Annotated in this window: 21 protein-coding genes; 15 read left to right on the top strand and 6 right to left on the bottom strand. The window is 59.5% G+C overall.

Annotated elements, in window-relative coordinates; genetic code table 11:
• From I6L49_RS06980 to I6L49_RS06930, 11 genes are all read left to right on the top strand, one after another.
• Positions 1 to 1,338, top strand: a complete 1,338-nt coding sequence (locus tag I6L49_RS06980) for a replication-associated recombination protein A (protein ID WP_021230553.1) — start codon at positions 1 to 3, stop codon at positions 1,336 to 1,338.
• A 306-nt stretch (positions 1,339 to 1,644) separates the two neighbouring features.
• Positions 1,645 to 2,940 carry a serine--tRNA ligase gene (serS, locus tag I6L49_RS06975; RefSeq protein WP_005337087.1) on the top strand — a complete coding sequence of 432 codons (1,296 nt, stop codon included), beginning with the start codon at positions 1,645 to 1,647 and terminating at the stop codon, positions 2,938 to 2,940.
• A gap of 187 nt (positions 2,941 to 3,127) precedes the next feature.
• Positions 3,128 to 3,616 (top strand): CvpA family protein, encoded by a 489-nt coding sequence (locus I6L49_RS06970; RefSeq protein WP_005337086.1) that lies wholly within the window; start codon positions 3,128 to 3,130, stop codon positions 3,614 to 3,616.
• 21 nt (positions 3,617 to 3,637) lie between these two features.
• Entirely contained in the window at positions 3,638 to 5,158 is a 1,521-nt protein-coding gene (gene purF / locus I6L49_RS06965) for an amidophosphoribosyltransferase (RefSeq protein ID WP_005351229.1), read from the top strand.
• A gap of 205 nt (positions 5,159 to 5,363) precedes the next feature.
• Positions 5,364 to 6,122 carry a tRNA-(ms[2]io[6]A)-hydroxylase gene (miaE, locus tag I6L49_RS06960; protein WP_005346385.1) on the top strand — a complete coding sequence of 253 codons (759 nt, stop codon included), beginning with the start codon at positions 5,364 to 5,366 and terminating at the stop codon, positions 6,120 to 6,122.
• Between the two features lie 303 nt (positions 6,123 to 6,425).
• On the top strand, positions 6,426 to 7,070 hold the full coding sequence (gene adk / locus I6L49_RS06955) for an adenylate kinase (RefSeq protein ID WP_201938036.1): 645 nt from the start codon (positions 6,426 to 6,428) through the stop codon (positions 7,068 to 7,070).
• A gap of 98 nt (positions 7,071 to 7,168) precedes the next feature.
• Positions 7,169 to 8,143, top strand: coding sequence for a ferrochelatase (gene hemH / locus I6L49_RS06950; RefSeq protein ID WP_201938035.1), 975 nt, complete (start codon positions 7,169 to 7,171; stop codon positions 8,141 to 8,143).
• Between the two features lie 34 nt (positions 8,144 to 8,177).
• Positions 8,178 to 8,570: an MAPEG family protein gene (locus tag I6L49_RS06945; protein ID WP_216950959.1), complete on the top strand. Its 393-nt coding sequence runs from the start codon at positions 8,178 to 8,180 to the stop codon at positions 8,568 to 8,570.
• A gap of 185 nt (positions 8,571 to 8,755) precedes the next feature.
• Positions 8,756 to 10,060, top strand: coding sequence for an inosine/guanosine kinase (locus I6L49_RS06940; RefSeq protein ID WP_005337079.1), 1,305 nt, complete (start codon positions 8,756 to 8,758; stop codon positions 10,058 to 10,060).
• Between the two features lie 180 nt (positions 10,061 to 10,240).
• Complete coding sequence (locus I6L49_RS06935; protein ID WP_005337077.1) at positions 10,241 to 10,603, top strand: DUF2750 domain-containing protein; 363 nt, start codon at positions 10,241 to 10,243, stop codon at positions 10,601 to 10,603.
• Between the two features lie 175 nt (positions 10,604 to 10,778).
• Positions 10,779 to 11,273: a hypothetical protein gene (locus tag I6L49_RS06930; protein ID WP_103252376.1), complete on the top strand. Its 495-nt coding sequence runs from the start codon at positions 10,779 to 10,781 to the stop codon at positions 11,271 to 11,273.
• On the opposite strand, the gene I6L49_RS06925 is transcribed toward I6L49_RS06930, so the two are convergent.
• Positions 11,236 to 12,876, bottom strand: coding sequence for an EAL domain-containing protein (locus I6L49_RS06925; protein WP_031227665.1), 1,641 nt, complete (start codon positions 12,874 to 12,876; stop codon positions 11,236 to 11,238). The genes I6L49_RS06930 and I6L49_RS06925 overlap by 38 nt on opposite strands.
• A gap of 189 nt (positions 12,877 to 13,065) precedes the next feature.
• Here I6L49_RS06925 and glgC point away from each other — a divergent pair, with 189 nt between their 5' ends.
• Complete coding sequence (gene glgC, locus I6L49_RS06920) at positions 13,066 to 14,340, top strand: glucose-1-phosphate adenylyltransferase (protein ID WP_108613211.1); 1,275 nt, start codon at positions 13,066 to 13,068, stop codon at positions 14,338 to 14,340.
• An 84-nt stretch (positions 14,341 to 14,424) separates the two neighbouring features.
• Here the strand turns inward: glgC and I6L49_RS06915 are convergent, their stop codons facing one another.
• Both I6L49_RS06915 and I6L49_RS06910 read right to left on the bottom strand, forming a co-directional pair.
• Complete coding sequence (locus tag I6L49_RS06915) at positions 14,425 to 16,422, bottom strand: hypothetical protein (protein WP_216950958.1); 1,998 nt, start codon at positions 16,420 to 16,422, stop codon at positions 14,425 to 14,427.
• Between the two features lie 195 nt (positions 16,423 to 16,617).
• Positions 16,618 to 17,169, bottom strand: coding sequence for a lipoprotein (locus tag I6L49_RS06910; protein WP_005337065.1), 552 nt, complete (start codon positions 17,167 to 17,169; stop codon positions 16,618 to 16,620).
• A 208-nt stretch (positions 17,170 to 17,377) separates the two neighbouring features.
• Here I6L49_RS06910 and I6L49_RS06905 point away from each other — a divergent pair, with 208 nt between their 5' ends.
• Complete coding sequence (locus tag I6L49_RS06905) at positions 17,378 to 18,148, top strand: hypothetical protein (RefSeq protein WP_216950956.1); 771 nt, start codon at positions 17,378 to 17,380, stop codon at positions 18,146 to 18,148.
• Positions 18,149 to 18,160: 12 nt separating this feature from the next.
• Here I6L49_RS06905 and I6L49_RS06900 read toward each other — a convergent pair whose 3' ends face one another.
• From I6L49_RS06900 to I6L49_RS06890, 3 genes are all read right to left on the bottom strand, one after another.
• Positions 18,161 to 18,622, bottom strand: a complete 462-nt coding sequence (locus I6L49_RS06900) for a DUF2919 domain-containing protein (RefSeq protein ID WP_005337060.1) — start codon at positions 18,620 to 18,622, stop codon at positions 18,161 to 18,163.
• 148 nt (positions 18,623 to 18,770) lie between these two features.
• Entirely contained in the window at positions 18,771 to 19,718 is a 948-nt protein-coding gene (gene corA / locus I6L49_RS06895) for a magnesium/cobalt transporter CorA (RefSeq protein WP_005337059.1), read from the bottom strand.
• 292 nt (positions 19,719 to 20,010) lie between these two features.
• Positions 20,011 to 21,654 carry an electron transfer flavoprotein-ubiquinone oxidoreductase gene (locus I6L49_RS06890; RefSeq protein ID WP_216950954.1) on the bottom strand — a complete coding sequence of 548 codons (1,644 nt, stop codon included), beginning with the start codon at positions 21,652 to 21,654 and terminating at the stop codon, positions 20,011 to 20,013.
• A gap of 169 nt (positions 21,655 to 21,823) precedes the next feature.
• On the opposite strand from I6L49_RS06890, the gene I6L49_RS06885 reads away from it, so the two are divergent.
• The gene (locus I6L49_RS06885; protein WP_216950952.1) at positions 21,824 to 22,576 is read left to right on the top strand and encodes an electron transfer flavoprotein subunit beta/FixA family protein; all 753 of its coding nucleotides are present in this window, start codon (positions 21,824 to 21,826) and stop codon (positions 22,574 to 22,576) included.
• Entirely contained in the window at positions 22,573 to 23,499 is a 927-nt protein-coding gene (locus tag I6L49_RS06880) for an electron transfer flavoprotein subunit alpha/FixB family protein (RefSeq protein WP_216950950.1), read from the top strand. Before I6L49_RS06885 ends, I6L49_RS06880 begins: the two co-directional genes overlap by 4 nt.
• Positions 23,500 to 23,573 lie beyond the last annotated feature (74 nt).

The raw sequence follows: 23,573 nt of genomic DNA, 5'->3' as shown, positions 1-23,573 counted from the left end.
ATGAGCAACTTGTCGCTGGATTTCTCATCGGACTTTCGTCCGCTGGCGGCCCGGATGCGGCCGCAAAACCTCGACCAGTATATCGGTCAGCAACATATCCTGGGGGCTGACAAGCCCCTGCGCAAAGCCATTCTGGCGGGTCACTGCCACTCGATGATCCTGTGGGGGCCGCCCGGTACCGGCAAGACTACGCTGGCGGAGCTGATGGCTCACTACTGCCAGGCGGAAGTGGAGCGACTCTCTGCGGTCACCTCCGGTATCAAGGAGATCCGCGCCGCCATCGACAAGGCGAAGGAGAACAGCTGGCGCGGGGTGCGCACCATTCTGTTTGTGGATGAAGTGCACCGCTTCAACAAGAGCCAGCAGGATGTGTTCCTGCCTCACATCGAGGATGGCACCATCACCTTTATCGGTGCCACCACCGAAAACCCCTCGTTCGAACTCAACAACGCACTGCTCTCACGAGCCCGGGTCTATCTGCTCAAACGACTGGAGGAGAGCGATATTCTCGCCATGCTCGATCAGGCGATGACCGATCCCCGTGGTCTCAATGATCCGGCACTCACCTTCGCCCCCGGCGTCAAAGAGGCGTTGGCCAAGGCAGTTGATGGAGACGGGCGAAAATCCCTCAACTATCTGGAGCTGTTGGCCGACATGGCCGAAACCGACAGCACTGGGGCGCGGGTGATCGACAGTGCCCTGCTCGCCGCCGTGGTGGGGGAGCACGTGGCCCGCTTCGACAAGGGGGGCGATCACTTCTACGACCTCATCTCGGCGGTGCACAAATCCATTCGCGGCTCGGCGCCGGATGCGGCGCTCTATTGGTACGCCCGCATGGTGAGTGCCGGTTGCGATCCCCTCTATATTGCCCGCCGCTTGCTGGCGATTGCCTCGGAAGATGTGGGCAATGCCGATCCCCGTGCCATGCAGGTCGCCCTGTCAGCCTGGGATTGCTTCCATCGGATCGGGCCGGCGGAAGGGGAGCGGGCTATCGCCCAGGCGATCGTCTATCTCGCCTGCGCCCCGAAAAGCAATGCGGTCTACACCGCCTGGAAGGCGGCGCTTCATGATGCCAAAAACCTGCCTGACTTCGAGGTGCCGGTCCACCTGCGCAATGCGCCGACCAAATTGATGAGCGATCTGGGCTATGGCGCCGAGTATCGCTATGCCCATGACGAGCCGGGCGCCTATGCTGCGGGCGAGCAGTATTTCCCGCCCGAGCTTGCCGGCAAGCAGTACTACCAGCCCACCGATCGCGGCCTTGAAAAGCAGATTGGTCAGAAGCTCGATTACCTCCATGAACTGGACAGGCAAAGTCCGCAGCAACGGGGCAAATAGCCCCTTTGTTACCTCGCATGGCTGAAAATTGGTCAGGCGTTTGAATATGCAGGACGGTTTGCGTGCCAAAGTCGGTAAAAACGACACAAATAGTCCCTGTTCGGGCGGGGGGGCGGTCTGCTACACTGCCCGTCTGACCCCGCTTGTCTTGGCCTTGCGCCATCTTCTTGATCTCGAAGGCCTGATTGTTGAGGCCCGATTCTGAAGACGATTGGGGTGCGCCAACCGATGTTAACTTCCGGATCTGTTTCCCAGCCCGTCATGACGACTCAGGCCCAGATCCCATTTTAAAAAAGTAGGTAAACCATGCTGGATCCCAAATATCTGCGCAGCGATATCGAAGAGGCTGCCGCTCGTCTGGCGACACGTGGCTACGTTCTGGACGTAGCGGCTGTCAACGCTCTGGAAGAGAAACGCAAGGATCTGCAGTCCCGTACCCAGGAGCTGCAGGCCGAGCGCAACGCCCGCTCCAAATCCATCGGTGAAGCTGCCCGTCGTGGTGAAGATGTTGCCCCGCTCAAGGCCGAAGTGACCAAAATCAACGACGAGCTGGAAACCAGCAAGGTCGAGCTGGATGCCCTGCTGGCCCAGTTGAAAGCCATTGCCGACGCCATCCCCAACCTGCCGAGCGAGACCACGCCGGTGGGCCGTGACGAGAACGACAACGTGGAAGTGCGTCGCTGGGGTACCCCGCGCGAGTTCAGCTTCCCGGTACGCGATCACATCGATCTGGGCGAAGCGGCCAAGGGCGTTGACTTCAAGAATGGCGTCAAACTCTCCGGTACCCGTTTCGTAGTGATGAAGGGTCAGATTGCCCGTCTGCATCGTGCCCTGGCTCAGTTCATGCTGGATCTGCACACCCAGCAACACGGTTACACCGAGTGCTACGTGCCCTATCTGGTGAACCCGGACAGCCTCTATGGCACCGGCCAGTTGCCGAAATTTGCCCAGGACCTGTTCAATACCGGTATCGAAGGTGAAGGGGAAGAAGAGGGCAAGGTGCGCAAGTTCTCTCTGATCCCGACCTCCGAAGTGCCGCTCACCAACATGGCCCGTGACGAGATCTTTGACGCGCAAGAGCTGCCGATCAAGATGACCGCTCACAGCCCCTGCTTCCGCTCCGAAGCCGGTTCCTACGGTCGTGATACCCGTGGCCTCATCCGTATGCACCAGTTCGACAAGGTTGAAATGGTTCAGCTGGTTCACCCGGAGAAATCCTGGGATGCGCTGGAGGAGATGGTGGGTCACGCCGAGAAGGTGCTGCAACTGCTGGAGCTGCCGTATCGCGTGATGGCGCTCTCTACCGGTGACATGGGCTTCTGCGCTTCCAAGACCTACGATCTGGAAGTGTGGCTGCCGGCCCAGAACACTTACCGCGAGATCTCCTCTGTCTCCAACTGCACCGACTTCCAGGCGCGCCGTATGCAGGCTCGCGTGCGCATCGACGGCAAGCCGCAGCTGCTGCACACCCTGAACGGTTCCGGTCTGGCGGTGGGTCGTACCCTGGTTGCCGTGATGGAGAACTACCAGCAGGAAGATGGCCGCATCGCCATCCCGGCTGCGCTGCAATCCTACATGGGTGGCCTGACCCACATCGGGTAAGCTCACACCGCAGACCACAACGCCATGGCATTGCCATGGCGTTGTGCATTCTGGCGCCGATCAACCGTTTTAGTGCTGAAAAAATGCGGCTTTTCGGCGTCGCTTTGAACAGTTAACACATTTTTATCAAGCAATGCGCAATCGTTTTTGTTAGACTGCGCCGCAATTTCGCAGGACATCATTTTCTATGGTCTGGATTGATTACGCCATCATCGGCATCGTCGGTTTCTCTGCTCTCATCAGCTTGGTGCGCGGCTTCGTCAAGGAGGCCATGTCTCTTGTCACCTGGTTCGTCGCCTTCTTTATTGCCAGCCATTTCTATCCCGATCTCGCCGTCTATTTCACCTCCTTCTCCGACGCGCTGGTTCGCAACGGTCTGGCCATCGCGGCGCTGTTTGTGGCGACCCTGATCCTCGGCAGCGTGGTCAACTATGTGGTGGGCCTGTTGGTGGACAAGACGGGTCTCTCCGGTACCGATCGGGTGCTGGGTGTCTGCTTCGGTGCAATTCGCGGGGTGCTGATCGTCAGTGCCCTGCTTTTTTTCATGGATACCTTCACCAGCCTCTCCCAGAGCGACTGGTGGGTGGCGTCCAAGCTGGTGCCGGAGTTCAAGCCGGTGATCCAGTGGTTTTTCGGGTTCATGTTGAACTCATCCAGTTTTCTTAAACAGGTATAGTGACTTCGAGGTAGCAAAGACATGTGTGGTATTGTCGGTATAGTTGGCACCACCCCCGTCAATCAGGCCCTCTACGACGCCTTGACGGTGTTGCAGCACAGGGGACAGGATGCCGCCGGGATCGTGACCATTGATAGTGGAAACTTCCGGCAACGCAAGGCCAATGGCCTGGTGAAGGACGTGTTTGAAGTGCGCCACATGCAGCGTCTGCAAGGGAACATCGGCATAGGTCATGTCAGATACCCCACCGCAGGCAGCTCAAGTGCCGCTGAAGCCCAACCTTTTTATGTGAACTCGCCCTACGGCATGGTGCTGGCCCATAACGGCAACCTCACCAACGCCAAGGAGCTCAAGGAGCAGCAGTTCAAGGTCGCCCGCCGTCACATCAACACAACCTCCGACTCGGAAGTGCTGCTTAACGTGCTGGCCCACGAGCTGGATCGCTGTGACAAGATGGCGCTGCGTCCCGAAGATATTTTCGCCGCGGTGCGCAGAACCCATCAGCAGATCCGCGGCGCTTATGCGGTGGTCTCGCTGGTGATTGGCCATGGTCTCATCGGTTTTCGTGATCCCAACGGCATTCGTCCGCTGATCCTCGGTCGTCGTCAGGACGAGCAGGGCCAGGTGGAGTACATGCTCGCCTCCGAGAGCGTGGCACTCGACGCCATCGGTTTCGAGACGGTGCGGGATATTGCGCCGGGTGAAGCCATCTACATCACCGAGCAGGGCCAGCTCTTCTCTGAGCAGTGTGCGGAGAACCCGCAGATGAGCTCCTGCATCTTCGAATACGTCTACTTCGCCCGTCCCGATTCGTGCATCGACAAGGTCTCGGTCTACGCCGCCCGCCTCAACATGGGTCGCAAGCTGGGTCAGAAGATTGCCCGCGAGTGGGAAGATCTCGACGTCGATGTGGTTATCCCCATCCCCGAGACCTCCTGTGACGTGGCGCTGGAGATCGCTCACACCCTGGATCTGCCATACCGTCAGGGCTTCGTGAAGAACCGCTATATCGGCCGTACCTTCATCATGCCGGGCCAGACCCAGCGCAAGAAGTCGGTGCGCCGCAAACTCAACGCCATCAGCTCCGAATTCAAGGGCAAGAAGGTGTTGCTGGTGGATGATTCCATCGTGCGTGGTACCACGTCCGAGCAGATCATCCAGATGGCCCGTGAAGCGGGGGCAGCCAAGGTCTACTTCGCCTCGGCGGCGCCGGAAATTCGTTTCCCCAACGTCTATGGCATCGATATGCCCACAGCCAACGAGCTGATCGCCCACGGCCGTGAAGTGGAAGAGGTGTGCAAGCTGATTGGCGCTGACGGTCTGATTTTCCAGGATCTGGAAGATCTGGAAGCCGCCGTGCGGGAGATCAACCCGGATCTGCGTCACTTCGAGACCTCGGTGTTCAATGGCCACTACGTCACCTCCGACGTGGACCAGTCCTATCTGGACCACCTCAATGCCCTGCGCAACGATGACACCAAAGCGGTGCGTGAATGGCAGGAAGGCACCAGCAATCTGGAAATTTTTAACGAAGGCAGTTAAACGTTTGCGGTTTTGCAGGATGGGATAGAGAGATGGGGGCCAGTGGCCCCCATTGTCGTTTCTACCTCGCACCGCCAGAAGGGGGAGGGTGTATCTGTTTGAAAAACATCCGTTTATCTTGCCGGATATGGGCATGGCCAGCGGGATCCGCTAGCATAGGCGGCAACATATATGACCGATACGCTTTTAAGAGACGAGAGTTCAGATGGATGATCTGCTAGCCCCAGTGCGCCAGTTTTTGCAGTGCGAGACCCCGGATGAGTGGGTAGAGATGGCGCGGGATCCGGCCCGTTTACCGACCCTGCTCATCGATCACGCCAACTGTGAGACCAAGGCTGCACTCACTGCCCACAGTCTGGTGCGCCGCTACTGCCTGCCCAAGGGCAAGCGCCATCTGCTGCCCAAACTGGAGTTTTATCGCGAGCTGGATGCCATTCCGGAGAAGGCCGAGATTCTGGGCAAACGTAGCATGGGGGAGTCTGATCGCACCGTGTTTGCAGAGCTGGAGCGCAATCCGCTGCTGTTTCCCATGGTGCGGCTCATTCAGGAGGAGCTGCATCACTTCGAGCAGGTGCTGGAGATCATGCAGGCCCGCGGCATCGAATACGGGCCGGTGACGGCCTCCCGCTATGCCCGCCAGTTGATGCAGCATGTGCGCACCCATGAGCCGGCCACCATCGTCGACAAGATGATCATCGGCGCCTATATCGAGGCCCGCTCCTGCGAGCGCTTTGCCAAGCTGGCGCCCCATCTGGATGAAGAGCTGAGTCGCTTCTATGTCTCTTTGCTGCGCTCCGAGGCGCGCCACTATCAGGATTACCTGAGCCTGGCCGAACAGTACGCAGGGGAGGATATCAGCGAACGGGTGGCCTTCTTTGGCAAGCTGGAAGCCGAGCTAATCTGCTCGCCGGATCCGCAGTTCCGGTTCCATAGCGGCCTGCCTGTCACATCTGACAGTTGTTGACGCACAGGGGGCAAACTACTATTGCCCTGTTCCTACTACGAGCGACAAGTAGTTACTTTTGAGCGCAATTCCCGGCCCTGAGCCGGGATCTTTTTTTCTGTCGTACCTCCCTCCTGCTTTTGGCGCTCTATGCTGAATCTCTGGCTATTTTTGCGTCTTCCCCTTGCGATGAAATCCTGTTCGATCAGCCGGTTATTGTGGTGATAAAGTGCTCACTCAGGTGGCTCACCCTTGTAGAAACGGGCGAAACCGTGTACTTTTTTGCCTTCGCAAGATTTGAATAACCAATCAATAGGAGCGTGTATGCGCATTGTTCTGTTGGGGGCTCCGGGCGCCGGCAAAGGTACCCAGGCTCAGTTCATCATGGAAAAACACGGTATTCCCCAGATCTCCACCGGCGACATGCTGCGTGCGGCGATCAAAGCGGGCACCGAGCTCGGTCTGAAAGCCAAAGCTGTGATGGACGCAGGTCAGCTGGTCTCTGACGACATCATCATCGGTCTGGTGAAAGAGCGCATCGCTCAGCCGGACTGCGCCAAAGGCTTCCTGTTGGACGGTTTCCCGCGCACCATTCCCCAGGCGCAAGCCATGAAGGACGCCGGTGTCGTGGTTGATTTCGTGCTGGAGTTCGATGTGCCGGACGAAGAGATCGTCAAGCGCATGAGCGGCCGTCGCGTTCACTCCGGCTCCGGCCGTACCTACCACGTGGTGTTCAACCCGCCGAAAGTGGAAGGCAAGGATGACGTGACCGGTGAAGAGCTGGTGATCCGCGCCGACGACGAAGAGACCACAGTACGCAAGCGTCTGGATGTATATCATCAGCAGACCGCGCCGCTGATCGGTTTCTACGGCAAAGAGGCGGAAGCGGGCCACACCCGTTACGTCAAGATCGACGGCACCCAGCCTGTTGATCTGGTCAGCAAGCAGCTTGCCACCATTCTGGGCTGATCTTTGCTGCCGGCACTGTTTCCCGTGCCATCAGATAAATAAAGAGAAGGGCCCTGTCGGGCCCTTTTTGCATAATGACAGATAGACAGGAAGCCAACGTGACCACGAAAACCGGAATATTGCTGGTCAATCTGGGTACCCCAGCCGCACCGACCACCGCTGCCGTCAAAGCGTTCCTCAGCCAGTTCCTCCACGATCCCCGTGTGGTGGACCTGCCCCGTTACCTCTGGTGTCCGCTGCTCCACTTCATCATCTTGCCGACGCGCTCGCCCAAAGTGGCCAAGCTCTATCAGCAGGTCTGGACCGAGCAGGGCTCGCCGCTGATGGTGATAAGCAAGCAGCAGCGTGCTGCGCTGGAGCAGGAGCTCAAGCGGGAGGGGGTTGAGGTGCCGGTGGAGCTGGCGATGACCTATGGTTCCCCGTCAGTGAATGATGGCTGGCAGGCGCTCAAGGCCAAAGGGGTCAACCGGGTGATCCTGTTGCCGCTCTATCCGCAATATTCGGTCAGTACCACCGCCTCGGTCTTCGATGCCTGGAGCAAGGCGATGAAGAGAGAGCGCAATCTGCCGGTGGTACGGCTCATTCGTGATTATCACGCCCATCCCGAATACATTCAGGCGCTGGCCATGAGTGTGCGCCGTCACTGGGAGCAGCACGGTCAGGGTGATCACCTGCTGATGTCGTTCCACGGTATTCCCGAGCGCTACGAGAACGAAGGGGACCCCTATGGTCACCAGTGTCGCTACACCGCCACTCTGCTGGCCGAGGCGCTCGGGCTGGAGGCCGGGCAGTGGACGGCAAGCTTCCAGTCCCGCTTTGGCAAGGAGGAGTGGCTCAAGCCCTACACCGACGTGACCATCGCTGGCCTGCCGGCCGCCGGGGTCAAGCGACTCGATGTGATTTGCCCTGCCTTTGCGGCCGACTGCCTCGAAACCCTCGAGGAAATTCAGGTACAGAATCGGGAGATCTTCATGGAGGCCGGTGGCGAGCGGTTTGAATATATTCCGGCCCTCAACAGCGATCAGGCCCATATCAGGATGATGGTCTCGCTCATCTGCCGCGAATTGGCATGAGTGACCGGCAGTCAGTCAAACAAGGAGTCGAGTCATGGTACATATCACGCTGATATACGCAGGCCTGCTGGGGCTGCTGTTTCTGGGGCTCTCCTTCTGGGTGGTCAGACGCCGCGCCCAGTTCGGGGTGATGATAGGGCAGGGGGAAGCCCCCGAGCTGCTGGCGGCGATCCGGGCCCACGGCAATTTTGCCGAGTATGTGCCGCTGACCCTGCTGCTGATGGCGCTGTGCGAGCTCTCCGGTGCCGGTGTGCTCTGGCTGCATGCCGGTGGCGCCATGCTGTTGGTCGGCCGCATCCTGCATGCCATCGGCATCCAGATCCCCAAAGCCCCCAATGTTCCCCGTTTTCTGGGCACCTTGCTGTTCTGGCTCGCCCTCGGCCTCTTCACAGTGCTGGCTCTGTTGCAGGGCATGGCGGCCGCCTGAAAACAGGCGCTTTTGTATGCTATGGAACCACCCTGGGTTGGGTGGTTTTTTATGGTGAAAAGGCAAACGTTTTTCCTTGCAGGCCTTGTCTATACTGACTCCATTATTTAAACAGGGCGACTTTTCGGGGCGGCGGATTGTGTTAAAATCCCGCCCCTCTTTCCCCCAGAGCACAGAACATTGCCATGAAATTTCCCGGTCAGCGCAAGTCCAAACACTACTTCCCTGTCGACAGACGCGATCCCCTTGTTCCGCAAAATCCCCTGTTAACCGAGCTGGGTAAAGCCTACGTGGTCGGGATTGATCAGACACTGGTTGATATTGAAGCCCATGTGGATGAAGACTTTCTGACCCGTTATGGTCTGAGCAAGGGGCACTCCGTCGTCATCAATGACGACGTGGCCGAACGGATTTATGACGAGCTCAAGGCCAACAACATGGTAGTGAGCGAGTTTGCCGGTGGCACCATTGGCAACACGGTACACAATTACTCGGTACTGGCCGATTCCCACTCCATCCTGCTGGGTGTGATGAGTCAGGATATTCGAATCGGCTGCTACGCCTACCGTTATCTGTGCAACACCTCTTCCCGCGTCAATCTGGACTATCTGCAGCCGGTGGATGGCCCCATCGGCCGTTGCTTCACTTTCATTACCGAGTGCGGCGAGCGCAGCTTCGGTATCAACGCTGGCAAGATGAACCAGCTGGATGTGCAGCACATTCCGGAGGATGTGATCAAAGGGGCGTCTGCACTGGTGATCACCGCCTATCTGGTACGCGGTGACGATGGTGATCCGATGAAAGAGGCGGCCATGACCGCGGTGCGTTATGCCCGTGAGGCCGGTATTCCCGTGGTGCTGACCCTGGGCACCCGTTTCGTCATCGACGAAAATCCCCAGTGGTGGCGCGACTTCATTGCCGAGAACGTGACCGTGCTGGCGATGAACGAAGACGAAGGGGAAGCCCTGACCGGCATCGCTGATCCGCTCGGTGCTGCCGACAAGGCGCTCGACTGGGCCGATATGGTGCTCTGTACTGCTGGCCCCATCGGCCTCTACATGGCGAGTTATACCGACGAGGACTACAAGCGCGAGACCACTCATACCCTGTTGCCGGGCGTTATCCCCGAGTTCAACATGTATGAGTTCAGCCGCCCGATGGCCCGCGCCAAGTGCCGTAAACCGGCCCGCATCTACTCCCACATCTCCCCGTATATGGGGGGCCCGGAGAAGATCAAGAACACCAACGGGGCAGGGGATGGCGCGCTTTCCGCCGTGCTGCACGACATGGTGGCCAACTCCTATCACCGGATGAATGTGCCCAACTCCGCCAAGCACATCTCCGAGTTCCTGACCTACTCCTCACTGGCCCAGGTGTGCAAATACGCCAACCGCGTCAGCTACGAGGTGTTGGCCCAGAGCAGCCCACGTCTCTCCCGCGGTTTGCCTGAGAAAGAGGACAGCCTGGAAGAGGTTTACTGGGAGCGTTGATCTCCAGAATCTGCAAGACGCCTCCATCGGGAGGCGTTTTTGCAGGCAAATGGGGGTTATCCCGGCTTTTTTCCCGGAATAACCCCAATATGCTTGAGTCCATGTCACTTTTACGACACCATTTGGCCATCGTATTGTCGCTCGACAATGCCGCAGCACCCGAAAGAAAGAGAGAATCCCATGAGCATGCTTAACGACAACCTTGACGCCAATTTCCAACTGTTTATCGAACAAGTCCGCGAGTCGGGTCAGGTGTGGGGTCTGCGCTATGGGGAAGACTGGGTCGTCTGCCGCTCCGCCGAATTTGAAGATGCCGACGTGATGCCGCTCTGGTCTGCCGAAGAGGACGCCCGTCTGCACTGTGTCGACGAGTGGGCCGATTACGAGCCGGAAGTGATCGATCTGGAAGAGTTTCTCGATATCTGGATCAACGATCTGGATGAAGACGATGTACTGGTCGGCCCGAACTGGAACGCCGATCTGGAAGGCCAGGAGCTCGAGCCCATCGAGCTGGCCAAGGCACTGGTTGAACTGGACGCCTGAAAGCGCCTCCATTGATGGCCTGAACGCACAGGCCATCGGGACAAAGACCGGCATCCGTGAGGGTGCCGGTCTTTTTTATGGTCGAATGGCCCGATTGATGAGTTAAAAGCCGATTTGCCTTTGCACCTGTCAGGGGGATGGTCCATCATCAACCTTTTGCCAAGGGAGGAGCGCCATGTTTGTATTCGACGTAACGGGAGCTGCGGGTGAGAAAGCCAGCATTCGGGTGCAGGCGCTGGATTGGGCGCAAGCCGGACCAGTGACCTTCCAGTGCGATGACGATCAGCTGGCGGTCGTGCTTCTGAGCGGTTGTCGTTGCGACGCGGTGGGCTTTTTCAACCTGTTGGCGGGGTGCAAACCCCTCTATATCGAACAGTGGCTCAGCTATCTGCAGGAGAGTGGTCGCATTGGCAAGTGGAGCCATCAGACCGAGAGTCCCGCCGATGGGGACTATCTGGCCAAAGCCGGTCTGGAGCACGATGAGCTCAATACCCTGCTTGGCCAGGTCTATCAGGTGGCGGGGTTCAATCGCCTGCAAATCAACCGTTACCTCAAGAACCGCCACAACCCCACCACGCTGGCGACCCGTTACGATCAGAAAGAGCTGGAGCGCTATCGCCAGCTCAATGACATCATTCTGACCCTTTTGAAGCTGAAGCATCCTCAGTAAAGAGCCCCAGCTGGCTGATATCCGGTCGCAGCGGTTGCGGCCGGGCGATCAGATAGCCCTGCAAACCATCCACGTACATCCCCTGCAGCAGCTGTTTCTGGCCAAGCTGTTCTACCCCCTCTGCAATGACCTGACACCCCATCCGATGTGATACATCGACGATCATCCGCACGAACTGCTGGTTGGTCTGATCCTGCTCCAGTCCGGTGATCAGGGCAGGATCGAGCTTGATGTAGTCGGGCTTGAGCTCGCGAAACAGGGTAAAGGAGCCGATCCCCTTGCCGAAATTGGCGATCGCCGAGCGGCTGCCGTTGCGGCGCAGCAGTTCAAACACCCGCTTGGCGCCTGTCAGGTTGCGCTCCAGATGCTCTTCATCCAGTTCGAACACCAGATTGGCGCTGGTATTGGGATCTTTGAGCAGCTGGCGGTCAAGCCAGATCAGGAAGGCGCTGTTTTGCAGCAGGTTGGGGGAGAGGTTGATCCCCCAGCGACTCTGGTTGGCACCAAAGGCCCGGTACTGACGCATGATGTGGGTAATGACCAGCTGCTCCAGCCGCATCACCATATCCAGCCGCTGGGCCATGGCAAACAGGGTGTCGGTGGGCAGGGCGGTGCCGTCATTGCCGCTGAAGCGGGTGTAGATCTCGTTGTAGGCCAGCATGCTGCGGTGCAGGGGCTGGATCGGCTGGTAGGTAAAGCTGAGTCGCTCCTGTGCCAGCACTTCGGTCAGCACGTCGCGCCAGTGGTGTTGCCCCTGCAGATCGGAGGCACTGTCATCTTGTTGGATGGCCCAGCCGTTGATGGTTTCAGTCTGGGCGCGAGCCAGCGCCAGATCCGCTCTGGCCAGTACGGCTTCGATTTTTTGGCCGCTGCTGAGCTTGGTCAGCCCCGAGTAACCGGTGCTCTCCAGCTCGTGCTGATCCTGATAGTGATCGAAGGCCACCTTCAAATCCTGCCCCAGCAGATGGGGAGGAATATTGGCCACCGGTTGCACCAGCACGGCGAAATCAGCCCCCGAAATGCGGTAGACCTGATTGCCCGGGAAGCGGCTTACCACCCGCTTGATAAGGGCCGCCATGTCCTTGATGTAGGCATCACCAGACTGGAAGCCGCGCTGGGCGTTGATCTTGCCAAGCTCGGTGGCACGGATCAGCACCAGGGTCGCGGTCTGGGTGTCCTGATCCCGCTGCAGCAACTCGGTCATGTCGCGGCGAAATGCGTGGCGGTTGAGAAGCTGAGTCAGCTCGTCGGTGGTAGCCAGGTTGCTGAGCTCGGTCAGCTGGCGATGGGCGCTCTGCTCGGCGCTTTCGAACTGTTCCAGCAGCTGTTGCAGCACCTCCTGGGAAGCGGGCTCATCGAGTTGTGAGGGATCCCGTCCTCTGATCGCCTTGACCCAGGTGAGCTCCTGATGCTGAAGCATGCCATCCATGGTGCGGATGGCCAGCATCAACAGCAGGATCATGCCAAGCAGTGTGGTGGCCAGAATAATGGCCAAAGTGAGCGGTGTGCTCTGCAGGGCTAACCAAACTGCTTGCAGGAGCAGCAGGGGTATGGTCACTATGGTGGCGATCAGAAAGAGGGTACGTCCGAGCTTGTGAACCATCTTGTCATCCTTGAAGTGGCTGCTTTGTGGGGGAATTTTAACCAAGCTGGCGGAGCAAAGCATGCTATTCCTCGCAACTCGGTGAAAAGGGTCAATTGAGATCGGTTAAATGTGAGTGAAACCACTTTCACAGGTGCTGAAACAGGCGAAGATGAGTTGAAAATAGATCAAACAAGGCAGAGGTAAATCATGTTGTTAGAGCCCGAAAATAGTGCCAAAGCACGACAATTATTGAACCAGAGTATGGCACTGGTGCTGGCGGGTGGACGTGGTAGTCGCCTGAAGCAGTTGACTGACAACCGCGCCAAGCCTGCCGTCCATTTCGGTGGCAAATTCCGGATCATTGATTTTGTGCTCTCCAACTGTATCAACTCGGGGATCCGCCGCGTTGGTGTAGTCACCCAATACAAATCTCACAGCCTGCTGCGTCACCTGCAATCGGGCTGGTCCTTCCTGCGTTACCAGATGAACGAATTCATCGACCTGCTCCCTGCCCAGCAACGGGTGGACGAGGTGCACTGGTATCGCGGTACCGCCGATGCCATCTATCAGAACGTCGATATCATCCGTGACTACGGCCCCAAATACCTGGTGGTGCTGGCGGGGGATCACATCTACAAGATGGATTACGCCGCCATGCTGCTCGACCATGTGCGCCTTGGCGCCAAGGTGACGGTCGCTTGTATCGAGGTGCCGCGGGCCGAGGCATCCGCCTTCGGGATCATGGATATCGACGAGCAGCGCAAGATCCGCGCCTTCGTCGAAAAACCGGCCAATCCGCCCGCCATGCCGGGTTGTGAAGATCGCTCGCTGGCCTCCATGGGGATCTATATCTTCGAGGCGGAGTACCTCTACCAACTGCTGGAGGAGGACATTCTCAATCAGGACTCCAAACACGACTTCGGGATGGATGTGATCCCCCGCATCGTGGAGGAGGGGATGGCATTTGCTCACCCCTTCAACATGTCCTGTGTCGGGGCACGCGAGGGGCAAAAGCCCTACTGGCGTGACGTGGGTACGCTGGACTCCTTCTGGGAAGCGAACATGGATCTCGCCTCCGTGCTGCCCGAGCTCGATATCTACGATCAGAACTGGCCCATCTGGACCAGCCAGACCCTGACGCCACCGGCCAAGTTTGTGCAGGACCGCAACGGTCAGCATGGCATGACCATCAACTCCATGTTCTCGGGCGGTACCATCGTCAGCGGGTCATTTGTGCTCAACTCGGTGCTCTTTACTAATGTGCGGGTGCACTCCTTCTGCACCCTAGATCAGGCCATCATCTTCCCCGGGGTAGAGATTGGTGCCGGTTGCCGTCTGCGCCGGGTGGTGGTGGACAAGGGATGTGTGCTGCCCGATGGGCTGGTGGTGGGCGAGAATGCCGATGAGGATAGCCGCCGCTTCTACCGCTCCGAGCAGGGGATTGTGTTGGTGACCAAGGAGATGCTGGACAAGCTGGTTTGAGGAAGGCCCTTGAAACTGTGTCAGACGCTGTAATGCAAAGGGAGCCAATTTGGCTCCCTTTTTCATGCTGGTGAATGGCGAGGATTACTCGCTAACCACTGCTTTAGCGGCCATCACCATGGCGGTGCCGTGCTTGCCACCGGCGGCGGTCACTTGCGGTACGCCATCTTCATCGGTGTCGCTGCCGGCACCTTCGATGATGTTCTCGCCGGAGTCACCGATCCACTCGGCCATCTGCATGCCACCGTTGACGGTGCCACGGAACCAGCTGACGTACTGACCGGTCAGCTTGGCCAGCTCCAGCTCGGGCGCCTTCTCGGCCCCTTCGTTGCGCAGGTTCAGCATGGCAGAGCGCAGGGCGCCGGAGATGGCAGCCTGGGTCCAGGGGGTGTATTCACCCTGTTTACCCGCCAGCCAGGTGCCCGCTTTGGCATTGAAGTAGGCCTTGTCGGCAGCGATAAACAGCTCGCGGGCGGCAGTGCGGTACTTGGCATCGGAGGTAGCGAGGAACGCAGCGGTCAGACCACGGATGGCGGCGAACTGTGCATCGATGGAGTGGCCGGCATCGAGCTTGCCACCCAGCGTGATGCCGTCATGCACCAGACCATTTTTGCCCTTGAGGTTGGCAAGGATGAAATCGGCCTGCTTGCGGATAAGCTCAAGCGCTTGCTGACCCTGCTTGGTCTTGAGGTTCAGCTCGCCATTGTCACCGGCGGCGTAACCGACCGGCAGCGCGTCCTGAGCGCGCTGGAAGATCTGCAGGGCGACCAGTGCGTAAGCGGCGTCAAAGGTGGTGACGTGCTTGCCCTGTTTGCCTGCCTGCCAGCTGTCGACCAGGGTACCAGCCTTGGCATCAAAGTGCAGGGCTGCCAGGTTCTTGAAGGTGAGGTTTGAGAGATTGATCGCCAGCGAGAAGGCATCGCTGCCCGCAACCGCTTTGCCCAGGTCATTGACCTGGTTGGCAGCCGGTGCGGCGGCAAACGGCGCACCGTCAAACACGGCGTGGAAGGCCGGGTTCTGGTTGGTGTTGGCGCTGCGCTGATCGCTGAAGGCATAGAACTCGGAGAGTGGCCACAGCATCATCCAGGCATCGCGCAGCTGGGCGGAGCCATCCACCACCTCCAGCTTGCCGATGGCACCGGCATCGTTGTTGCTGGTTTCGGTCACTTTCACCTGATGGGGGAAGTAAATCACGCCCTTGGCCGGATCGTACTGCGGGGTGATTTTGGCGCCCAGTTGCTTGCCATCGAAGCCAAGCTGGTTCTGCATGATGGCCAGCTTGTCGATGGATTGCTCGGTCAGCATCATGCCGTTGAAACCATCGGCGGCAGAGACGCCCAGCTTGTGCTTGCCATCCTGATCCATGGTGGCGGAGGCGGCTTCTACCTCTTCATCGGTCTCGGCCACGTGCATGCCGCCGAGGAAGTCCTGGGACCACATCACCTCTTTGAGCAGGATGCCGCCCACCGCTGCGGGCACCAGCAGGTTGTCGCTGCCGCTCCAGCGCAGGGTGCTGTAGTCGCGGAAGTAGGCGGGCACCTGGGTCTTGACGGTTTTCTCGGTCCCTTTGGCGGTCTTGATGGTGATCTGGTCGCCATTGATCGGGGTGGCGTTGACGGCCTGGACAAACTCCGGATTGGCGGAGGCGTAGGGCAGGGAGAGGGGATACATGCCCTGCGGCACTTCATCAGCCGGGAAGCCAACGGCGTCGGCCATGGCCAACACCCGTTGCCCCAGAGAGGCCATGGTGCCGCCACGGGCCAGGTTTTGCGGCCCGTTTACCAGATGAGGACCCATGCCGGATTGGTAGTTGAGGGCGTACATCGCCTCTTCGGAGTATTCGTAGGATTCGATGCCGGCAGCGAAGTCGAACGGGGTCGGCTCATCGGCACGGTTGGCATCCAGCACATCCAGATCCAGCCCCAGCGCTTCGGCCAGCGGCTCACCGGAGAGCTCGAATTCGGTATAGGCCAGCATGTTGGCGGCGGTATTGAATGTCTTATCTTCGACCTTGACGGCAGCGTGTGCGGCGCCGCTGATCAGTGCGCAGGCGATCGCCTGAACCAGTACGGTTTTTCTCATGTCCCTTCTCACCATTGGTTTTATTATTGACGCTTCTCATAACGAATCTAAATGAGAATGGTCTGCATTATGCTGTGTTGGAGGGGACTTGAGAAGTAAAAAACCGCCCCATTCGGCTGCACGTTAAACCGGATGTGCGCTGTCGAAGAGGACGGTTATCTGTTTATTGCGCTGAAAGTGCCGGTGCGGCGGCGATCAGAGCAGCTTGAACGGGATGACCAGACGGCCCGGTTCCACCTTGAGGGCTTCGACCTTCTCCTTGATCCTGGCTTCGTTCTTGCGGCTGCTGTCGAGGCGATAGACCGGAGTCTGCGACAAGAACAGGGAGAGCGACTGATTGAAGGTGGGCAGCAGCGGGGTGAGGGCAGCCCCGATATCGGCCGGCTCGGTCTTGACCGAGACCAGTTCAAGGTCGCGCAGATAGATGGCGCCCTGATCGGCCACATAATCCGGGCGTGCGCTCAGGGCAAAGCGGATCTTCATCTGCTGGCTGCCAAGGGGGCTGCTCACCTGCAGGTCGCCAGCGGCGTCCAGCTCGATGCGATCTGCTTGTTTGCGGCCGATACGGCTCTGCATCTCATCCAGACGGATCTTGCTCGACATGATGCCGGGGATCCCCAGCTGTTTTTCAAAAGAGACCTGATCTTTGAGGTACTGGTTGATTTCGGCCTCGCTGACGTTGTACTGGGTCAGGGAGCAGGCCCCCAGCAGCAGGGCGAGAGGGAGTAACAACAACTGTTTCAACATGATGGATTCCGCTTGGGCAACGATGATGGCGCTATCTTACGCGATAACGGGCGTGGAATGAGAGCTTCAGACGGTGGGAAAGCTCGAACTTGCTGCATTCCCGATTGTTTTTTGGCCACCGCCGGGTTCATCATCGACGGGTGAGCGGAATAGGGCCGATCAGTTGGCTGCGGGTGTGGGTCTACGCACAGAGAACGAGGAGAGCGTAATGGTTCGGATGGGCAAGGTTGGCCGCAGGGCGCTGCTGTGGCTTGGCTGCATGATGGGACTGTGGAGCCCGTCGCTGTGGGCCGAGGTGAAGGTGATCCCGGTCTTCGAGGCGCAGGCGGCGGTGCAGACCCTCAAGGAGATCTATCCCCAGCTTGGGGTGAGTGCCATGGGTAATCAGCTGGTGCTGAGCGGGACGCCAGCCCAGCTGCAGGAGGCCGAAGCCACGCTGGCGCAGATCAACCAGCCACCGCAAAGCCTGCTTATCGAGTGGCGGGTGGAGGGGGCCGCCAGCGGTCAGCAACTGGGAGGCTCAATCAGTCGCGATGAGGTCAAGCGGCAGTGGTTGCTCGATGGCAACGCCCGGCAGTACCAGCGCAACCAAAACGACAGCTGGCAGGTGCGCGGGCTGTCGGGCCGTCCCGTGCTGCTGCAGATGGGCTCTTATCAGCCGGTGACTTTCTACCAATGGAACGGGGGGGCAGTGGTGGGGATGATGCCGCTGGTGAACGGCCTCTATGCCACGGCCACCTTGATTGGCGATCGGGTGCAGATTGCGCTGAGCAGCGAACAGGCGAGGCTGGATCAGGGCACCATCAATCGTGGGCAGAGTGCCACTGAAGTGAGCGGGGCCCCGGGCCAGTGGCTGACGGTGGGAGAGCTTTCGACCAGCTCAGCGGATCAGGGGAGTAGCCTCGGCACCCAGCTACAGGGGGGGCGAGGCAGCCAGAGCGAGCGCCAGACCCTGCAGATCCGGGTCACTCGTCAATAGGTGTCAGCCCCGTCAGTGGGGCTGATCTGCGGCATATTCCCGCAGTTGGCGGCTGCGCAGCAGATACCAGAGCGCCCAGAGGCTGGCGACCAGCACCAGCGCGGTGGGCCAGCTGAACGACCACTTTTGCAGATTGAGGCTGTGCAACTGCATCAGCAGGCCGCTGACGGCAGAGCAGAGCAGCAGCAGCGGGCTGTGGCGCCGGAGTCTGGCGCGAATGCTCTGGGTCTGCTGATAGGTGCCGCCGCAGGCGAGCAACGCCAGGATGGCGGGCACGTCGGTCAGCAGGCTGATGTAGAGGGTGATCTTGTCCGGATAGAAGAGGGTCAGGATCTCGCTGCCGCTCTCGCGGGTCACTCCCGCCATCAGAAAGAGCCAGACCGAGCGGGTCAGCAACAGGGCGATGGGCCAGAACCAGAGGGGCGGGCGCAACTGGCCGTGATCGTCATATCGGTGTTCGGGGTAGAGGGTCATGGTTGCCCGTTATCCACTTGAATTGAGTGATGAAGGGGATATGGGGCGACGAAGCGTCCTTTGCAAGGCGTTGGGCGTGGCGCAAATTAATCGGGGGGCCATGCCCCCCAATCCGTTTCTTAAGATATCGCAGCGCGCGTCGGCGGCGTTACAGCCAGCCTTTGCGCTTGAAGAAGAGGCCGGTGCCGAGTGATGACATCACCATCAGCACCAGTGACATGGGATAACCATACTCCCAGGCGAGCTCCGGCATGCGGCCAAAGTTCATGCCGTAGATACTGGCGATCAGGGTCGGCGGCAGGAAGATCACGGCGGCTACCGAGAAGATCTTGATCACCTTGTTCTGCTCCAGATTGGTCACCCCCATGGAGGCCTCCAGCTGGAAGTTGATCTTGTCGAACAGGAACTGGGTGTGGGGCAACAGAGATTCCACGTCGTGCAGCATCTCGTCGATCCACTTGTTCTGCTCAAGGCTCATGCGCTGGCGCAGGCTGCGTTTGAGGAAACGCAGGGCGCGGCGGGTATCGTGCAGGGAGAGACGGATCTGGCCGTTGGCCTCTTCCTGCGCCATCAACTCTTTCAGCATGGGGTTGATCTGATCCGGCTCGAAGATCTGATCGGCGGTGTTTTCCAAAGTCTTGTAACCATCTTCGATAAGGTCAGAGAGGTACTCCACCTTGAGGTTCTGCACCTCCAGCAGGATGTCGAGGGCATCCTCCACCTCCAGCCGATCCTGGCGCATATAGTGACGCAGCAGGCGCACCAGCCCGATGTCATCTTCGCGAATGCTGATCAGCAGGTTGTTGCGCAGGGTAAAGGAGACGTGAACACCCTTGGTGTCACGACCGATCCGCTGGGGAAACAGGGAGTGAATGTGCAGACCATCGGTATCCCAGTAAAAACGGGCGGATGCTTCGATGTCGTCGAGCTCTTCCTTGTCGGGGACCTCTTCCAGGAACAGGCCCGTCAACCATTCTCGCTCTGCCGTGTCCGGCTTGTAGGCATCCAGCCAGACCGTGTTGTCAGGTACTATGTCGTCAGGCCCGAGCGTGACTATGTCCAGCACCTTGTTGTTGAGAATGTAGGCGGTGATCATCTGTCCCCCCTTAAAAAGTCATGGGTAATCAGGGATGGTTGCACAGGTCATGCGGCCTTAGATCGCTGCAGAAGGCGATCCCGTGGATAAGCAGATCGGGCCGATGGAAAACCTGAATGCGGCGAACTATACAGTGGCGGGCCGCGCTTGTCAGGGGCTATTCATCAGGGATTCAGCCTGTTTGTTCAAAAAAACAGCGAGGTCGGATCACCTGAGCGGCTATGCGGGGTAGAACCCGCCTTTGGCTGGGGGAGAGCTAGCTGGGGCTGCTTGTTGCCGCTGCCCCGCTTCATCACATATTCGGATAATTGGGCCCGGAGCCTCCCTGTGGCGGCGTCCAGATAATGTTTTGACTGGGATCCTTGATATCGCAGGTTTTGCAGTGGATGCAGTTGGCGGCGTTGATCTGCAGTTTGGCCGCACCTTCCATTTCAAGCACTTCAAACACCCCTGCCGGGCAGTAGCGTTGGGCGGGTTCGGCCCAGGTGGGCAGATTGACCTCGACCGGAATGCGCTCGTCCTGCAGCTTGAGGTGGCAAGGCTGATCCTCGTCGTGACTGGTGTTGGCCAGATACACAGACGAGAGCTTGTCAAAGCTCAGTTTGCCATCGGGTTTGGGATAATGGATGGGCTCGCAGCGGCTGGCCACGCGCAGCTGACGGTAGTCGTGAGCCTTATCGAGCAGCTTGAAGGGCGAGTTTGCGCCAAACAGCCGTTGCTCCAGCCAGTTGAAGGCCCCGCCCAACCAGGGACCATAGCGATGAAGCGCCGCGCCGAAGTTGCGTGCCGCCTTGAGCTCGTGGGCCAGCCAACTCTGGTGCAGCTCGTCACCATACTGGGCCAGATCCCGGCCTCCCTCATCGCCCCCCCGCAGTGCCATCGCGACGGTTTTTGCCGCCAGCATGCCGGACTTCATGGCGGTGTGGATCCCCTTGATGCGGGAAAAGTCGAGGGTGCCAGCATCGCAGCCGATCAGCAGGCCGCCCGGGAAGTGCATGCGGGGCAGGGCGTGCCAGCCCCCCTTGGTGATGGCGCGGGCGCCGTAACTGATGCGTTCACCCCCTTGCAACACGCCGGCGATAAGCGGGTGATGCTTGAGGCGCTGGAATTCGTCAAACGGGCTGAGCCAGGGATTCTGGTAGTTGAGATCGACAATCAGCCCGACCGCCACCTGATCCGCCTCCATGTGATAGAGATAGAAACCGCCGTGACTATTGCCGCCTCCCTGCTTGCCAAGGGGCCAGCCACTGCCGTGCAGCACCTGTCCTGCTTTGCCTTGACCTGCTGGCAGTTGCCACAGCTCCTTGAAGCCGATGGCATAGTGCTGGGGCTGGGCAGGGCTTGCCAGATTGAATGTGGCGATCAGCTGCTTGCCGAGATGACCGCGGGCCCCCTCGGCAAAGAGGGTGTAGCGGCCGAGCAGCGCCATGCCGGGCACATGATCTGCTTTCGGATTGCCCGCCCGATCCAGCCCCAGATCGCCGGTGATGACCCCCTTGACCCGGCCCGCTTCCATGATAAGTTCGCTGGCGGTAAATCCCGGGTATATTTCGACTCCCAGCTGCTCGGCCTGCTGACCGAGCCAGCGACAGAGGTTGCCGAGGCTGATGATGCGGCTGCCCTCGTTGTGCATGCGTGGCGGCACCGCCCAGTTGGGCAGTTGCAGGGCGCGGCTGTCGCTTTGCAGCAGGTGCACCTGATCGTCGTTGACCTCGACCCCGAGCGGGGCCTGTTGCCAGCTCTCTGGCAGCAGCTCCTTGAGGGCGACGGGATCCAGCAGGGCGCCGGAGAGCAGATGGGCGCCGATCTCCGCTCCCTTCTCCAGCAGGCAGACCGACAGCTCGGCATTGTGCTGCTTGAGGGCGATGGCGGCACTGAGCCCCGCCGGACCGCCGCCGACGATGACGACATCAAATTCCATTGCTTCCCGTTCCATCTTGCCTCTGCGCTCTGGTTGGCCTAGGGTAATGCTGGTAGTTTACGTAAACGTAAAGCAGTTGTAAGCAAAACTGAGCAAGAAAAAGCAAAAAATCAGGGAAGAGCGTACTGCAACAAACGCAGAGGCACACTAATGAATTCAATCCAAAGAGACGAGGCATGACCCCATGAAGCTGCTGGTCGCAATCAAACGGGTAGTCGACTACAACGTCAAGATCCGGGTGAAGGGAGACGGCTCCGACGTGGAGCTCGCCAATGTGAAGATGGGGATCAACCCCTTTTGTGAAATTGCGGTGGAGGAGGGGGTCAGGCTGCGGGAAGCGGGTATCGCCAGCGAGCTGGTGGTGGTGACTTTCGGCCCTGACGCTGCCGCCGAGCAACTGCGCCATGGGCTGGCGCTGGGGGCGGATCGGGCGCTGCATTATGTCACCGATGAGACGCTCACCCCGCTGACTGTCGCCCGCGCCTTGCACAAGGTGTGTGAGCAGGAGCAGCCGGATCTGGTGCTGCTCGGCAAGCAGTCCATCGATTCAGATAACAATCAGGTGGCCCAGATGCTGGCAGCCCTCAATGATTGGCCGCTGGCGACCTGCGCGTCCGCCCTTAAGGTGGAAGCGGGAGAGCTGCTGGTGACTCGTGAAATCGACGGTGGCCTCGAGACCCTGGGCATGCCGTTACCTGCGGTGGTGAGCGCCGATCTGCGTTTGAATGAACCGCGCTTTGCTTCGTTGCCCAACATCATGAAGGCCAAGCGCAAGCCGCTTGATAGCGCCCCCTTCTCGACACTCGCCGTTGAGGTGGCCAATCAGACCCGCTTGCTCGGGGTGATGGCGCCGCCAGCCCGCAGCGCCGGGATCAAGGTGGGCTCGGTGGACGAGCTGGTGGACAAACTCAAACACGAAGCGAAGGTGCTGCCATGAGCGTGCTGATCATTGCCGAACATCATCAGGGCCATCTGGCCGACAACGTGGCACAACTGGTGACCGCAGCCGGCTCCATCGGCGGTCAGGTCGATCTGCTGTTGCTCGGGCAGGGGCTGACCGAGGCGGGTGAACAGGCGGCTGCCATTGGCGGTGTCGGCAAGGTTCTGCTTGCCGAACATCCCCTGCTGGCCGACGGGCTGCTGGATTGGGTCGACAAGCTGCTGGCCAGCTGGTGCGAAGGTTACAGCCACTGCCTGATGGCGGCGAGTACCATGGGCAAGGCGCTGCTGCCACAGGTAGCGGCTCGGCTCGGGGTGGAGATGCTCTCCGAGGTGACGGCTATCGAGAGTAACGACACCTTCCTGCGCCCCATCTATGCGGGCAATGCCATTGCCAGAGTGGCAAGCTCGGCGCCCGTCAAGGTGATGACGGTGCGGGCCACCGCGTTTGCCAAGGCGGCGACGGGCGGGCAGGCTCTCATCGAACGCTTGGCCGTGCCCGAATTCGCTGGCCGTACCCGGCTGGTAGAGCGCCGCGCGGTGCGTTCCAGCAGGCCCGAACTGACCGCCGCTCGGGTGGTTGTCTCCGGTGGCCGGGCTCTGGGCTCCAAGACGCAGTTTGCTTTGATAGAAGCGCTGGCCGACAAGCTGGGCGGTGCTGTGGGGGCATCGCGAGCCGCTGTTGATGCAGGATATGTCGCCAACGATCTGCAGGTGGGGCAGACCGGCAAGGTGGTGGCACCCGAACTCTATATCGCGGTCGGTATTTCGGGCGCCATCCAGCATCTGGCGGGGATGAAGGAGTCGAAGGTGATCGTGGCCATCAACAAGGACAGCGATGCCCCCATCTTTCAGGTGGCGGACTACGGGCTGGTGGGGGATCTCTTCACTCTGCTGCCGGAGCTCACCGCCAAACTGTAAATTTGTCAGAAATGGCTGAGCTGTGGTCGTTTATGCGCTCTGCCCGCCATTTCTGTGCATGTTCCCTGCAAGCC

Source organism: Aeromonas sp. FDAARGOS 1419, from assembly GCF_019047045.1.
Classification (GTDB): Bacteria; Pseudomonadota; Gammaproteobacteria; order Enterobacterales; family Aeromonadaceae; genus Aeromonas; species Aeromonas veronii.
Note: the sequence above shows the minus strand (reverse complement) of the source record. Positions and strands in the feature narration are given on the sequence as shown.